This window comes from Gordonia sp. McavH-238-E (assembly GCF_022348225.1).
GTDB classification, from domain to species: Bacteria; Actinomycetota; Actinomycetes; order Mycobacteriales; family Mycobacteriaceae; genus Gordonia; species Gordonia terrae.
Genome location: NZ_JAKRFE010000013.1, coordinates 126230 through 139086 on the forward strand (window position 1 = coordinate 126230; position 12857 = coordinate 139086).

Sequence of the window (12857 nt, forward strand, 5' to 3'; positions counted from 1 at the left end):
TGACATCGTCAGAACCGTTGCGCCGCAGCCACTGCCCCGGGGATGTCGGCGTGTGCGCCCGCCGGTCCGAGTATCCGTTGCAGAACCGCCGCGGTCACCTCCGCCCCGGGCTCGATGATCTCCCGCACACGGGCACGGATGTCGGCCGGGGGCGGCAGTCGCAGTTCGACGAACCAGTTCGCCAGCAGATCGTCGAGCGCATCGACGGTCTTCTGGTCATCGGTGAACGGGAGCCCGACACTGGTGAAACCGTCGGCGAGGTCGTAACCGGATCGGGTCCATCGGCCGTCGAAACCGTAGACGAATCCGATCCACATGCCGTCGGTGCGTTGCCTCTCGAGGTGAGACGCGATGGCCGGTTCCCACCACGGCGGCGCGCCGCCGAGCAGGTCGGTCTCCGACTCGCCGAAATATGTGGCGCCCTCGCGGAAGTACGTCTCGGAGTACTCGTGATCGTGGCCGACGAGCACCGCCCGGTCGGCACCGACCAGCACCACGTCGACCCAGTTGCCGCCACCGTCGTCGTAGTGCCACCCGTCCGGCGTCGCATGCGCGCCCTGCGCCCAGCGTTCTCCTCGTACCGCCAGGAGAGCTGCGTAGGCAGCCCACCTGGATCGCATCTCCGCCGGAGCCGGCAGGTCGACCGTCTGCAACGCCATGTCGTGGCACCTGTCTGTCGGGATTGTCCGACCCAGCGTATTGGCGCGGCCACCGGCCTCGCTCACTGAATCCGGTACCGCTCACCGAAATGACTGCGCAGCAACGGGGTACGCGAGCGAATCGACGACCGGGACTCGTCCGCAGTACGGTGAGGACCGTGACTCGATGGCATCGCAGGGTTCTGGCATTCACCGCGTGTGCGGCCGTCGTGATCGGGAGTTCCGGCGCGCCCGGGACCCTCGCCGCCGGTCCGGCGATCGCCTCACCGTCGACTCTCGGCGACACCGGTTCGGTCGTCTCGTCGCGACCGCTGGCGCCGCAGTTCTGGGTACCCGGGTCCGCCGACGCCACCGTCCTGACCTACGTCACCACCGACACGTTCGGGAACAACGCGCTGAGCACCGGGACCGTCTTCATCCCCGAGGGCACCGCCCCGCCCGGCGGCTGGCCGGTGATCTCGTGGGCCCACGGGACCTCCGGGATCGGCGACGACTGCGCGCCGTCGGTCCGGGGACCAGGCCTCCCGGAGCGCGACCTGCCGTACCTGGCCAAGTGGATGCAGCAGGGATACGCCATCGTCGCCAGCGATTACGCCGGCCTGGGCACCCCCGGCCTGCATGCCTACCTCGACGGCCGGACCACGGCCCACAATGTCGTCGACATGGTGCGGGCGGGTCGCGAGTTCTCCGCGACTCTGCCTGCCGCACAGCGGTTGTCACGATCCTGGGCGGCGGTCGGGCAGTCGCAGGGCGGCGGCGCGGCGATCTACACCGCGCGCTACGCCACGCAGTTCGGCGGTCCCGCACTCGACTACCGCGGCGCCGTGGGCACCGGTACGCCGGCCTACATCGAACGCCTCGTCCAGATCGCCGGCCCGGGCGTACCGCCGGTGGCGATCACACCCGCGCTGACCGCCTACCTCAGCTACATCACAGCCGGCCTCCGGTACGCACACCCCGAACTCGGCATCGATCGCATCCTCACGCCGACCGGCCGGAAGTATGTGGCGCTCGCCGAGACACAGTGTGTCGGCGAGTTCGAGGAGCAGCTCCGGGGAGTCTCCGTCGGCGACTACTTCTCCGCTCCGCTGACCAGCCTGCCGAACTTCTCGGCGACCCTCGCCGACTACCTCGGCATGCCCGAAAAAGGTTTCGACAAGCCGTTTTTCATGGGCCACGGCCTGCTGGACACCGACGTGCCGTATCCCACCACCGCGGCGTACGCCGCGACGCTGGCGGCCAACGGCCAACCGGTGACCTTCCGGACCTATCCGAGTGACCACAGCGGAACACTGGTTCGGTCGCAAGCCGACACGATCCCGTTCCTCGACCGGCTCTTCGGCAAGTAGTCACTCATCACTCGGTAAATCTCTCGCTCACCCCGGTACCGACGCGACGGCGTCCCATGGCACGATGGACGGCACCGGTTGAGCAACTGCCGTCATACGTATCGCCGGGACGGGGCCGCACACCGGCCTGCTGTAGTCCCCCGTAGAGAGGGCCACCACCGATGCAGGCAGAACATCCTGACGCTGTGATCGTCGACGACAACGGCCTGAGTGCCGGACGCGCCCTGATGACGGTGGTGTCCGCGGCGCACGAGCAGCTGGTGATCCTGACCGTGGAGGGCAGCATCGACGTGCTCACCGCTCCGCAGTTGTCCGAGGCGGTCTCCCAGGCGCTGAGCGGGCAACCGGACGGTCTGATCATCGACCTGACCACCACCGAATTCCTCGCCTCGGCGGGCATGGCAGCGCTCGTCGCCGCCCATGAGGCCATCGCGCCGAGAGGCATGTTCGGGGTCGTGGCCGCCGGACCGGCGACCACACGGCCCCTCACCGTGATGGGACTCGACCAGACGATGGTGCTCTACCCGACACTGAACGACGCGGTCACGGCCATGACCACCACAGAGGGGCTGGCCGACCGTCCGGCTGGTTAGACGCCGATGGTCCGGATTTCATCGGCCCACCCGCGCCCCGAGGACTCGGACGGCGGCCTGACGCTGTCGGTGGCAGCCACGCCCGAGTCCGCCCACCTCTTTCGGCAGCACTTCACACGGTGGCTGGACGCGACGCTCGACGTGGACGCCGAACGTCGCAGCGACATCGTCCTCGCGGTCTACGAGGCCGTGGCCAACGCGGCCGAGCACGCGTACGCCGCTGACGTGCCCTCGCCCGGCCCTCAGCCCTCCGCCGCCCAGTCCTCCGCCACGCGGTCCCGTGCCATCGGGGTTCGCGCCCACGTGACGCGCGACGAATCGCTGGAGGTCACGGTCACCGACTCGGGGCGCTGGAAATCCGATGCCTCGTCGTCGCCCTATCGCGGGCGCGGCCTCGCATTGATCTCGGCGCTCAGTGACGCATCCGACGTCACCAGCGGGCCCGACGGGACCTCGGTGACGTTGCGCTGGCATCAGCGGCTCAGCGTCTGAGCGGCGGTCCGAGTGCGTGTCCCCAAGGCTGGGGACACAACTACTCGTTGTCGGTTGACAACCTGTGCCTGACTCAGCCGGGTCACCGACCTTGGAGTACGGTTCGGGCAACGAGTTCATCGCGGGGTCTGTTCAACCGACCAAGTCTGTCGGCCAGGTCACCTAACCTGAACTCCGAGGCGGGTTCGGGGCCGGCCGTCGAACAGCTCGGTGGAGCGTGCTCCCGATCCCGACATCGCTGCACAATGCGCATGCTCGTCAGCGCACGAGGAAGGGAGTCGACATGACCGACTTCACCGTGGACTCGAACATCGACGACGCCTGGCGCACGTTCGCCTTGCACGTCGGCGATCGCCTGTCGCATCTCGAGCCGGGCGAGACCCTCACGATCCAGCAGGACCCGATGATCCCGGAGGGACCCCACGGGACGCTGCGGTTCACGATCACCGGTTCACGTCGGCTGCGCTGCACGATCGACGACATCGACCTGCATCCCACCCCGGAGTACTTCGCCGAGCACGTGACCATGCTCGCCTCTCTCGGCTGGCGGCGCCTGCGCAACGGCACCCACATCTTCGAGGTCGGCCGACGCCGCGTGGATCAGCTCGCGCACGTGACGGTGCTGACGCTGCGTCAGGTCTGGGAGGTCGTGCACCCCGCGTTCCTCGACCATTCCCCCGCCGCTCGCCCCGAACCCCGGATCGAGGTCGCGGTCCAGCCCTTCGACGCCGACCATCTGCGCGCGTTGCTCGTCGGCTCGCTCGAAGACCTCACCGGTTGCCGCATCCAGACCGACGCCGACGGTGACATCGCCCTGCCCACCAAGCCGGTCTCGTCGTGGTTGAGTCCGCGCAGTGACGCCCCGCGGCTCGAGTTCTTCGCTCGCCTGGCCGGCGACATCACCGACCGCCGGCGCGCCGCCGACATCGTCGCCGCCCAGCCGACCATGGGTTCGGCGGTGCGCGTGCACCTGCTCGAGAACGAGGTCTTCGCGACGCTGACCGTCGAGTGCGCGGTCTTCCACCCGCACAACCTCAGTTCGGCCCTGGCCGAGTGGTTCTCGTTCCTCGCCGACTGCGCACCGTCCGTCATCGCCAAGATCTGCGAGGACACACCCCTGACCGCGCGGAACGACGGCCGGCTCCCCGACGCCCTGCAGACCCTGCTCGAGCTCGACCCGGACGGCCGGTCGTTGAGCGCCCGCGAGGTCGCCAAGATCTGCCGCTACAACCAGGCCGACATCCTCTCCTACATCCACACCAGCGAAGAACAGCACCTCACGTGGCGGCGCTCGGCGGTCGACGCGGCCGCCGCGTCGGACTCGGTGGAGGCCGATGCGTGTCGTCACGAGGCCGACACCTGGAAGGCGACCACGCACAACCTGCGGGCCGCTCTCCGCGTCGTCGTGCTGTCCGACGACGACACCGCGGACAGCAGCTCATCAGCCAAGTGATACCGGCAAATCGGGATCCGAATCATCGGCGCACGTAGTCTGCGCGGACGATTTTCGACGCCGCCCATCGCGCCGGCGGCCGGCGAGGCGTTCAATTCTTTAGGCCACCCTCAGCGGTTCGCGTCACCGATCGGAGCCCTCGCATGGCCATCACCACTGATCGCGGCGCGCTCACGTTCACCTTTCCCGAACTCGGTCGCGACGCGCGCTTGCACGTCACGTTCCAGCGAACGCTGCGGACCCCCGACCCGGTCGGAGGATGCGGCTCGGCCGGCGGCGACGGTGCCCTGCGCCTCGCCCAGGGCTCTCCCGACGGGGACGCACACGCGACGATCCCGATGTGGCAGTCCGAGGCCACCTGGCTGGATTTCTCCTCGCCGCACCTGCATCCGTTCCTGGTGATGGTCGGCGTCGACGGTGTCAACGCGATCAGCGGTGAGGTGTTCACCGGGGTGCCGGACTTCGACGCCGGCGACTATCTCGAAGTCCCCACGCAACCGTCGCTCGCCTCGCACCGGGGGCCGGCCGGCGGTGGATTCGACGATCAGCAGTTCCTCGCCCCCTCGACGCACACCGTCGGGGACGGCGGCCGACTCGGGACGCTCGTGCAGCTGGCCGTCATCCCGATGCGCGCCGACGCGTGGGCCCGGCGACGACGCCATCGTCCGTCGGCGCCCGGCACCTGCGTGCTCTGCGACATCTCCCGAGCCGAACGAGAACGAGCGCATCCCCGCCTCGCCGCGCCGCTCGTGACGGGTCCGCTCGAGTCCGTCGACACCTGGCACCCGACGATCTCCGACGCCGCCACGGTCCGCATCGTCAACTCGATCGCGTGGAGGTCGATGACCGGTGAACCGGTGCCGCGGGCCGCGCCGACGAGCGCCGACTACGCCGCGCACAGCCTTCCCTGGCACCCCGTCTTCGACGAGACGGTCGAGCACTCGGCACCCCGCTAGTTCTGTCGCGGGTGTCGCCCCGGGTGTCTGCTCCGCGTCGTACTATTCGGATCCGGTCCGCGTACGTCCCGCCCAGGAGGAACCCGCATGTCCCCCGACTTCGACGCCGTCCTCGAGGCGGCCTGGCGGGACTTCGCCGACACTCTCGCGGTCCGGGTGCCACGCCTCCTGCCGGGTCAGAGTCTCGCCATCGTCGAGGCGGCCGCCGGGGGATGGCGTCGACGGATGACCTTTGCGGTGACCGGAACCCTCGGGTCGACCGAACGCCTCCGCTGCACCATCTCCGCGGGTGACCTCACCTGGACCGACAAGGACCGGTGGATGCGACAGGCCACCTACATCGTCGACCGCGGCTGGTGTCGGCTCGAAGGTCGGAGCGCCTTCTGTTTCGAGGTCGACCCCCTCCGGTTCGCCGACCTCGCCGACGCCGCCGTGCGGGCCCTGCGCGAGGTGTGGGGTGTCATCCATCCGTCATTCGTCAGCATCGGCGACCCGTCCTTCGCCCGCCACCACTCACCTCTGCCCGCAGACGATCTCGACGCCGAGCGGGACCAGGCCCGGTCATCGGAGTCGAGCCGCGTGGTCGGCGAGGATCCCGACGACACCGTACGCATCACCGACGCCGACACACTCCGCTTCACCGCGCCGCCCCGATTCGTCGACGCCCCCGCGGAGGGCGGGGTGATCCCGCAGTCGAAAGACCATCTCGTCGAACTGGTCCGCGCCGCGATGACCGCGGCGGGCCGTCCCGCCGTGGTCAGTCCGCGCAAGGCCATCTTCCTGCGGTCGACGGGCACCTCGCTGCTACGACCGACCCGAGATGCCCGCTCGCTGGAGATCGTGACCATCCTCAGCTCGTCGGTGCCCGCACCCTCGCTGCTCGGGATGGTGGTCGCGGAGTTCTCCCCGCGATGGCCCGAAGTCGCGGTGGTCGTGCGCAACGGACTCGTGTACGCGCAGCGCCGGATCGACGTCGCGGTGTTCAGTCCCGCGAACCTCGATGCCGCCCTCCGGCGCTGGGACGACTTCGCCAGGTCGGCCCGCGGCGACATGATCAGGCGGCTCGGCAGCCAGCCGAAACTGGATCATCGCGGCCGCGGCGATCGGTTGCCCGGCGCCCTGCTCAGTCTCCTGCGGGTCAACCAGAAGCTCGACAACAAGCTGTCCCCGACGACGGTTCTCGCGGCGTGCCACCGGGATCGGGAGCGTGTGCACGAGTTCTTCGACATCTGTGCCGCCGAGATGCGCGAGTGGATGGACAATCTGACGACAGCCCGCAATGCCGAGCTCGGCGACGAGGAGATCGCACTGTGCGAGGCCGAGCACCAGGCCTACGCCCGCGTCGCCCGCCTGCTCCTCAGCGCCATGGACCTCGCCGACGGGGCATCGGGGCCGTCGCAACGCCCCCCTGCTCCCTAGTCCGAAAGGAGCGACCCCCTCTGCTCCCTGAGGTGCGAGGAGCGCAAGCGACGAGCCACGAAGGGCCGCTGCGCCTTCGACGAACTCCGGCGCCATCTCCGCCGAGGATCGCGACCGCTCAGTCGGTGGAGCTGTACGAGAGGTGTACGACGCCGTTGTCGAAGACGTCTGTGCCGACGAGCGTGAGAGGCAGATCGGCCAGACCGTCGAAGAGGCGGGCACCGCTCCCCAGGACCACGGGGTACACCAGCAGGTGCAGCTCGTCGATGAGCTCGTCGCGCAGCAACGCCCGCACGAGGGTGCCGCTGCCGCTGATGTAGAGGTCGCGATCCTTCTTGAGTTCGCGAATCCGGTCGGCGTCGTAGGCGCCGATGATCTCCGAGTTCTGCCAGGCAGCCGCGTCGTCGAGGGTCGAGGACACCACGTACTTGGTGGTGTCGTTGAAGAACGGCGCACCGGGATCGTCCTCGACCGTCCGGTGCGCCCAGGCCGGGGCAAACATCTCGAAGGTGTTGCGTCCGAGCAGGATTCCGGTGCAGTCGGACATGAAGGAGCCGAGCAGCTCGCCCATCCCGTCGGCGAATCCATACGGCATCGTGAAGCTCGGGTCCTCGTAGCTGCCGTCGAGGGTGATGAATTCGTGGACGTGGATCTTTCCCATGGTGTGGCCTCTCGTCTCTTCGCGGTGAACGTCACGATGTCAGACCGTGGGGCGGCGGAAAAGTCATCGGCTTCGAGTCTCGTGACTGCTGTCGGGACCCTTCGAGGCTCGTCGCTTGCGCTCCTCGCACCTCAGGGAGCGGGATTTCGCCCTCGCGTCTGGTAACTCTGGACCCCACACATCGGCGATCGAAGGAGATCCATGGACGTCGCAGGCAAGGTGGCCATCGTCACGGGTGGCGGTGCGGGTATCGGCGCGGCGATCGCGCATGCGCTGGTCGATGCGAGCGCGAGGGTCGTCGTCACCGATCTCGACGAGTCCGGCGCCCTGGCCGTCGCCGACTCACTGGGGGATTCGACGACCGCGATCGGCGGCGACGCCTCATCCGACGAGCACATCGACGCCGCGGTTCGGCTGGCGGAGAACACGTTCGGCCCGGTCGATCTCTACTTCGCCAATGCCGGCGTGGGTGTGGGTGGCGGTGTCGACACCGCCGAGGCGGTGTGGGATCTCACGCTGGACGTCAATCTCCGCGCCCACATCCGAGCAGCTCGGCGCCTCGTCCCGGAGTGGGTGGAACGAGGGACCGGCTACTTCGTCAGCACGGCGTCGGCCGCGGGTCTGCTCACGCAGATCGGCAATGCCCCGTACTCGGTCACCAAGCACGCGGCGGTCGGCTTCGCGGAGTGGCTCAACATCACCCACGGCGACGACGGCATCCGGGTGAGCTGCCTCTGCCCGATGGGCGTCGACACCAAACTGCTGCGGCCGGACGGTGATTCCGCCACCGAGGAGCAACGACTGATGCAGCGCGCCGTGGAGACCGCGGGCACGGTGCTCACGCCCGGGGCGGTGGCCGCGATCGTGCTCGACGCCGTCGCCGACGAACGCTTCCTGATCCTCCCCCACCCCGAGGTCCTCGAGATGTACCGGCAGAAGGGCGCCGACTACGACCGGTGGCTCCGCGGGATGCGCCGGTACCAGAGCAGCCTGCGCTGACCCTGTCGCCGTGTCGCGCCGCTACTCGAAGTAGCGTCGCGGCACGTCGACGAGCATCGTCGTGATGTCGGCCTCGCTCACCCCGCGTTCCCGTAGTGCCGGCAACACCTCTTCACTGATGTGCCGATAGTTCCACTTCGGGAGTGCCTGCTTCTTGGCCTCGTGGTCGAACCAGTCGATGAAGCAGGCGGCGTCGTGCGCGAGGGCCATGCGGTCGGCATAGCCGCGCTTGCACAGTTCGGCGGCCGTGTTCACGCGCTCGTCGAACGGCAGGAGGAGGTCGAGCCCGAAACGATCCATGCCGAGAACGGAACCGGCGTCGGCGAGTTTCATCAGGTAGTCGAGGTCGACGCTGTCTCCGGAGTGGCCGATGACGACCTTCGTCAGGTCGGCCCCTTCCTCGGCCAGGACCTTCTGGGCGACCAGTCCCGACTGACTGTGCGGATCGGTGTGCACGGTGATGGGCGCGCCGGTCTGGGCGCTGGTCTGTCCCACCGCGCGCATCACGCGCTCGACACCCGGTGTCAGTCCCTGGGATTCGATGGCGCACTTGAGGAAAGCCGCCCGCACACCGGTGTCCGCGATGCCCTCGGTGAGATCCTTCGTGAACAGGGTGACCAGCGGCTCCGGGACGTCGAAGAGCATTCCCGGTCCCGCGTAGTGGAATTGGAACGGGATGTCGTTGTAGGTGTACAACCCGGTCGCGACGACGATGTTGAGGTCTATCTGTTCGGCAATCCGCTGGATGCGTGGGATGTACCGGCCGAGACCGAGAACCGTCGGGTCGAGGATCGTGTCGATCCCGAGTTCCTTCAGTTCGGTCAGGTCGCGGACAGCTTCGGCGACCTTCTCGTCCTCGTCCCAATCGTCCTGATAGTTCTGCCGGAACTCCTCGCCGACGACGAACACATGCTCGTGCACCAACACGTTCCCGAGGTCAGCGGAATCGATCGGGCCGGTCGCGGTGTGGACGGTGGCCATGGAACCTCCTCACCAGGAGGCCGCGTTGCCTCCACTGCGCCGAACCCTAGTCGACGACCTGATGCGGCAGGCGGCTTTCGCCCGTCGTCGCCGCCGACCGCCACGGCTCTGGCGGGACGGGCTTCAGGCAGCGCGTGGCGCGGTGAGTTTCTCCATGGTCCAGTAGGAGGTGCCGGCAACGACTGCCCCGGCGAGCCACGACAGGTCGATCCCGCCCAGTGCGACCGCAACCGGCCCCTGCAGTGCCGGCAGCATCCCGTACATGAACATCCAGGTCGCGGTGACACCGAGAGCGAGTGCGACGAGGGCGGTCGGCCGGACCATCGGCAGGACGCTGTCCGCCGGTGTGGCGAACAGACTCTCGGCGTCGATCTGTTGCCGCGCGATCAGGAACCAGTGCACGAGAACAACGCTGCCCCAAGGGCTCAACCAGCCGACGATCGACACCAGCCAGAAGTCGATGGTGGTCGCGAAGTCGCTATTGAGCACGAAGTAGACGACGACCGCCATCGCCACGACGCCGATGATCAGGTTCAGCACGCGCCGGTCGACGCGGATGTCGAGCGCCTGCGTCGACACCGTGCACGTGTAGATGTTGAGGATGTTGGTCGCGAGCGGTCCGTGGATCACCAGCAACAGAACCGGCAGTGCGAGAACGCCGTAGGCGTCGACGATGATCTCACCCGGGTCGGCGGAGTCGCTCAATGTCGCCAGGGACGCACCCAGCACTCCGAGCCAGACGACCGGGATGAACTGCCCGAGTGCACTGGCGAGAAACAGCCTGCGCGACGGGACGTCCCGGGACACGAAGCGCGAGTAGTCGCCGGCGTAACCGATCCACGTCAGACCCCAGCCGATGCCGATCGCGGTCATCACCGCCGTGATCGCGCCGATGTGGGCCGATCCCGTGAGCTCCGGAGCGGTCGTCTGTCCCCAGTCGACGTCGAGGCCGACCCACGCGACGACGGTCATGACGAGCAGGATCGCGACCGTCGGAGGCACCGTCCATCGTTCGAACGCGGAGATCACCCGGTACCCGAACCACGCGATCGTCACCTGCATCCCCATGATGACCGCGGCCACGACGATCCGTGCGGCGTTGTTGTCGAGGTCCGGGTCGACGAGTCCCATCTCGCCGAGCAGCGCCATCACCAAGTCGAGAACGATCCAGGTGTTGACCGCGCACCAGCCCATGCAGACCAGGGCCTGGACGGCGGCGGGAACGTAGGCGCCGCGGCGTCCGAAGACGGCTCGCGACAGCACCATTCCGGTGACCCCGGTGCGCTGACCGATGACGACGAAGACGCCGAAGATGGTCATGCCGATGGCATTGCCGACGACGAGGACCGCCACCGTCTCCCACAGCCCGAGGCCCATCGTGACGCCGAGTGCACCCAGCACCCAGTTGATCGGCGCGATGTTCGCACCGGCCCAGATCCAGAACTGTCCGCGCACGTCATGGGTCTTCGCGGACTCGGGGATCAGTTCGAGTTCGGCCTCGGCCTGCGGGCCCGAATGGCCCGGTCCGGGTGCCGACGGGGTCGCGGCGTCGAGTGCGGTCATGGAGTCCGTCCAGGAAGTGTCGGCCCCCGATTGGGCGGGGTGCGTTCGGGCATGGCGCGCGACGATGCGCAGTGCATCCATGGTGGTCGCACCGCCCGTCGCGCGATACCTACAGAACGTTCGCACTCCTCGGGTACGGAACGGACAGAATGTCACACCTTCGGCGTTTCTCGCACAGCCAACTGGACTGTCCGGGCTTCTCGCGCTGACCGATCTGGAGGGCGATGCGTTGTTCGGCGGCGTCGGCGATGCGTAGCTGTTCTTAAGCCCGGTAGGCCAGGGCGACGTCGTGGTCGCGGCCGGTTTGGGCGTCGGCGGCCGCCGGGGTTGTGGCGCACGAGGGTTCCGAGGTCACGGCGGCATTGTCTGCAGGGGTGGCCCTGGGTGTCGGTGGGGATCGCGCAGCCGGGCAGGGCGCAGCGGGGGAAAAGTTCGGCGGTGATGGTCACGATGGTTCCTCGAGGTGGCGGGTGTGAGCGGGGCCGGGGCGCTGGGCCGCGACCGTGAGAGGTCGCGGCCCACCGCTGGACGGGGTCTAGTCGGGTGGCACGTCGACGGCATCGGTGTCCCCGGCGATGACCTTCTCGACGTCGGAGAGGGTGTACTCGTTCCGCAGGATCAGCTTGGAGAACGCCTCGACGGCCGAACGGTTCGTGATTGCTCCACAGTTTCGTCATTGATGACGAAATGACCTGATTTTCTCCAAGATTCGCCGATAACCTACGTTATGACATAATTCCCGCTAGTGTTCTGAGTCATTAATTCGTGTGCAGTAGTGGGCGATGGAGTCGAGGATCTGGTCAGCGGTCTTGACCCACACGTAGGGGCGGGGGTTGTCGTTCCAGGTCTCGATCCATGCTCTGATGTCGGCGTTGAGCGCTCTCACGGTGCGGTGGGTGGAGCGTTGGAGCTTCTTGGTGGTCAGTTCGGCGAACCAGCGTTCGACGAGGTTCATCCAGGATGAGCTCGTCGGGGTGAAGTGGACAACGAATCGTGGGTGCGAGGTCAGCCATCGTTTGACCGCGGGCGTCTTGTGGGTAGAGGCGTTGTCCATGACCAGGTGGACGTCGAGCTCGTCGGGCACCTCGGCGTCGATCTTGCGGAGAAACCCGATGAATTCTGTTGCCCGATGCCGTGAGTGAAGCGAACCGATCACTTTTCCCGACGCGATGTCCAACGCCGCGTACAGACTGGAGGTGCCGTTGCGCACATAGTCGTGGCTGGCCCGTTGCGGGGTGCCCGGGAGCATGGGAAAGATCGGCTGGGTGAATCACCCTAGGGTTTTGTGCCGCCTCCAACGTGGGCTGGTCCTCGGGGCCGAGGCCAGCGTAGTGGAGCGTTTCGAACTCGGTCGGGGGAATCTGGCCGATACTCGAGTGCAGCCTGCTGTTGTTGTACCAGTCGACCCAACCAGCGGTCGCGAACTCGACGTCGGAGATCGTCCGGTACGGGCCGGAGTGGAAGATCGTGGTCCGGATGCACTCGGTCTTGTACAGCCCGTTCACCGACTCGGCCAGAGCGTTGTCGTAGGCGTCCCCGACCGACCCGATCGACGCGGCGATGTCTTCGAGCCGCAGCCGCTCAGTCAGTGTAACCGATGTGTACTGGGCGCGTTCAATCGGTCGATGCAACACTGGGTTGTTGTAGCGAGTGTAGTTGTTCGCCAAAGACTTCGGCGGGAGTTTTCCATCCAAGGACTTTTCTAGGACGGTTGTTGAGGGTGTAGGCGATG

At 67.5% G+C, this 12857-nt stretch carries 11 protein-coding genes and 2 pseudogenes; 7 read left to right on the forward strand and 6 right to left on the reverse strand.

Annotation, left to right across the window (positions count from 1 at the left end):
* Positions 1-8 precede the first annotated feature (8 nt).
* Complete coding sequence (locus tag MHN80_RS19675; RefSeq protein ID WP_064571443.1) at positions 9-659, reverse strand: hypothetical protein; 651 nt, start codon at positions 657-659, stop codon at positions 9-11.
* Positions 660-808: 149 nt separating this feature from the next.
* Here MHN80_RS19675 and MHN80_RS19680 point away from each other — a divergent pair, with 149 nt between their 5' ends.
* From MHN80_RS19680 to MHN80_RS19705, 6 genes are all read left to right on the forward strand, one after another.
* Positions 809-2008 carry a lipase family protein gene (locus MHN80_RS19680; RefSeq protein ID WP_064571442.1) on the forward strand — a complete coding sequence of 400 codons (1200 nt, stop codon included), beginning with the start codon at positions 809-811 and terminating at the stop codon, positions 2006-2008.
* A gap of 161 nt (positions 2009-2169) precedes the next feature.
* Positions 2170-2601, forward strand: a complete 432-nt coding sequence (locus MHN80_RS19685) for an STAS domain-containing protein (protein ID WP_004019695.1) — start codon at positions 2170-2172, stop codon at positions 2599-2601.
* A 6-nt stretch (positions 2602-2607) separates the two neighbouring features.
* Complete coding sequence (locus tag MHN80_RS19690) at positions 2608-3093, forward strand: ATP-binding protein (protein ID WP_058253416.1); 486 nt, start codon at positions 2608-2610, stop codon at positions 3091-3093.
* 283 nt (positions 3094-3376) lie between these two features.
* Complete coding sequence (locus MHN80_RS19695; protein WP_058253417.1) at positions 3377-4546, forward strand: hypothetical protein; 1170 nt, start codon at positions 3377-3379, stop codon at positions 4544-4546.
* Between the two features lie 143 nt (positions 4547-4689).
* On the forward strand, positions 4690-5502 hold the full coding sequence (locus tag MHN80_RS19700) for a hypothetical protein (protein WP_004019699.1): 813 nt from the start codon (positions 4690-4692) through the stop codon (positions 5500-5502).
* An 87-nt stretch (positions 5503-5589) separates the two neighbouring features.
* A complete protein-coding gene (locus tag MHN80_RS19705; RefSeq protein ID WP_064571441.1) occupies positions 5590-6921 on the forward strand; it encodes a hypothetical protein in 1332 nt (443 codons plus the stop codon).
* A 118-nt stretch (positions 6922-7039) separates the two neighbouring features.
* On the opposite strand, the gene MHN80_RS19710 is transcribed toward MHN80_RS19705, so the two are convergent.
* Positions 7040-7582 carry a dihydrofolate reductase family protein gene (locus MHN80_RS19710; RefSeq protein ID WP_058253419.1) on the reverse strand — a complete coding sequence of 181 codons (543 nt, stop codon included), beginning with the start codon at positions 7580-7582 and terminating at the stop codon, positions 7040-7042.
* 201 nt (positions 7583-7783) lie between these two features.
* Here MHN80_RS19710 and MHN80_RS19715 point away from each other — a divergent pair, with 201 nt between their 5' ends.
* Positions 7784-8581: an SDR family oxidoreductase gene (locus MHN80_RS19715; RefSeq protein WP_058253420.1), complete on the forward strand. Its 798-nt coding sequence runs from the start codon at positions 7784-7786 to the stop codon at positions 8579-8581.
* A gap of 21 nt (positions 8582-8602) precedes the next feature.
* On the opposite strand, the gene MHN80_RS19720 is transcribed toward MHN80_RS19715, so the two are convergent.
* From MHN80_RS19720 to MHN80_RS19735, 4 genes and pseudogenes are all read right to left on the reverse strand, one after another.
* Entirely contained in the window at positions 8603-9562 is a 960-nt protein-coding gene (locus tag MHN80_RS19720; RefSeq protein ID WP_058253421.1) for a phosphotriesterase, read from the reverse strand.
* 123 nt (positions 9563-9685) lie between these two features.
* Positions 9686-11125: a cytosine permease gene (locus MHN80_RS19725; RefSeq protein ID WP_058253433.1), complete on the reverse strand. Its 1440-nt coding sequence runs from the start codon at positions 11123-11125 to the stop codon at positions 9686-9688.
* A 742-nt stretch (positions 11126-11867) separates the two neighbouring features.
* Positions 11868-12392: pseudogene (locus tag MHN80_RS19730) on the reverse strand (IS630 family transposase); the annotation flags it as partial.
* A 34-nt stretch (positions 12393-12426) separates the two neighbouring features.
* A pseudogene (locus tag MHN80_RS19735) lies at positions 12427-12735 on the reverse strand (integrase core domain-containing protein); the annotation flags it as partial.
* Between the last annotated feature and the right edge of the window lie 122 nt (positions 12736-12857).

Coding starts and splice junctions, on each gene's coding strand:
- MHN80_RS19675 (WP_064571443.1), bottom strand. CDS start 659: ATGGCGTTGCAGACGGTCGACCTGCCGGCTCCGGCGGAGATGCGATCC.
- MHN80_RS19685 (WP_004019695.1), top strand. CDS start 2,170: ATGCAGGCAGAACATCCTGACGCTGTGATCGTCGACGACAACGGCCTG.
- MHN80_RS19690 (WP_058253416.1), top strand. CDS start 2,608: ATGGTCCGGATTTCATCGGCCCACCCGCGCCCCGAGGACTCGGACGGC.
- MHN80_RS19695 (WP_058253417.1), top strand. CDS start 3,377: ATGACCGACTTCACCGTGGACTCGAACATCGACGACGCCTGGCGCACG.
- MHN80_RS19700 (WP_004019699.1), top strand. CDS start 4,690: ATGGCCATCACCACTGATCGCGGCGCGCTCACGTTCACCTTTCCCGAA.
- MHN80_RS19705 (WP_064571441.1), top strand. CDS start 5,590: ATGTCCCCCGACTTCGACGCCGTCCTCGAGGCGGCCTGGCGGGACTTC.
- MHN80_RS19710 (WP_058253419.1), bottom strand. CDS start 7,582: ATGGGAAAGATCCACGTCCACGAATTCATCACCCTCGACGGCAGCTAC.
- MHN80_RS19715 (WP_058253420.1), top strand. CDS start 7,784: ATGGACGTCGCAGGCAAGGTGGCCATCGTCACGGGTGGCGGTGCGGGT.
- MHN80_RS19720 (WP_058253421.1), bottom strand. CDS start 9,562: ATGGCCACCGTCCACACCGCGACCGGCCCGATCGATTCCGCTGACCTC.
- MHN80_RS19725 (WP_058253433.1), bottom strand. CDS start 11,125: ATGACCGCACTCGACGCCGCGACCCCGTCGGCACCCGGACCGGGCCAT.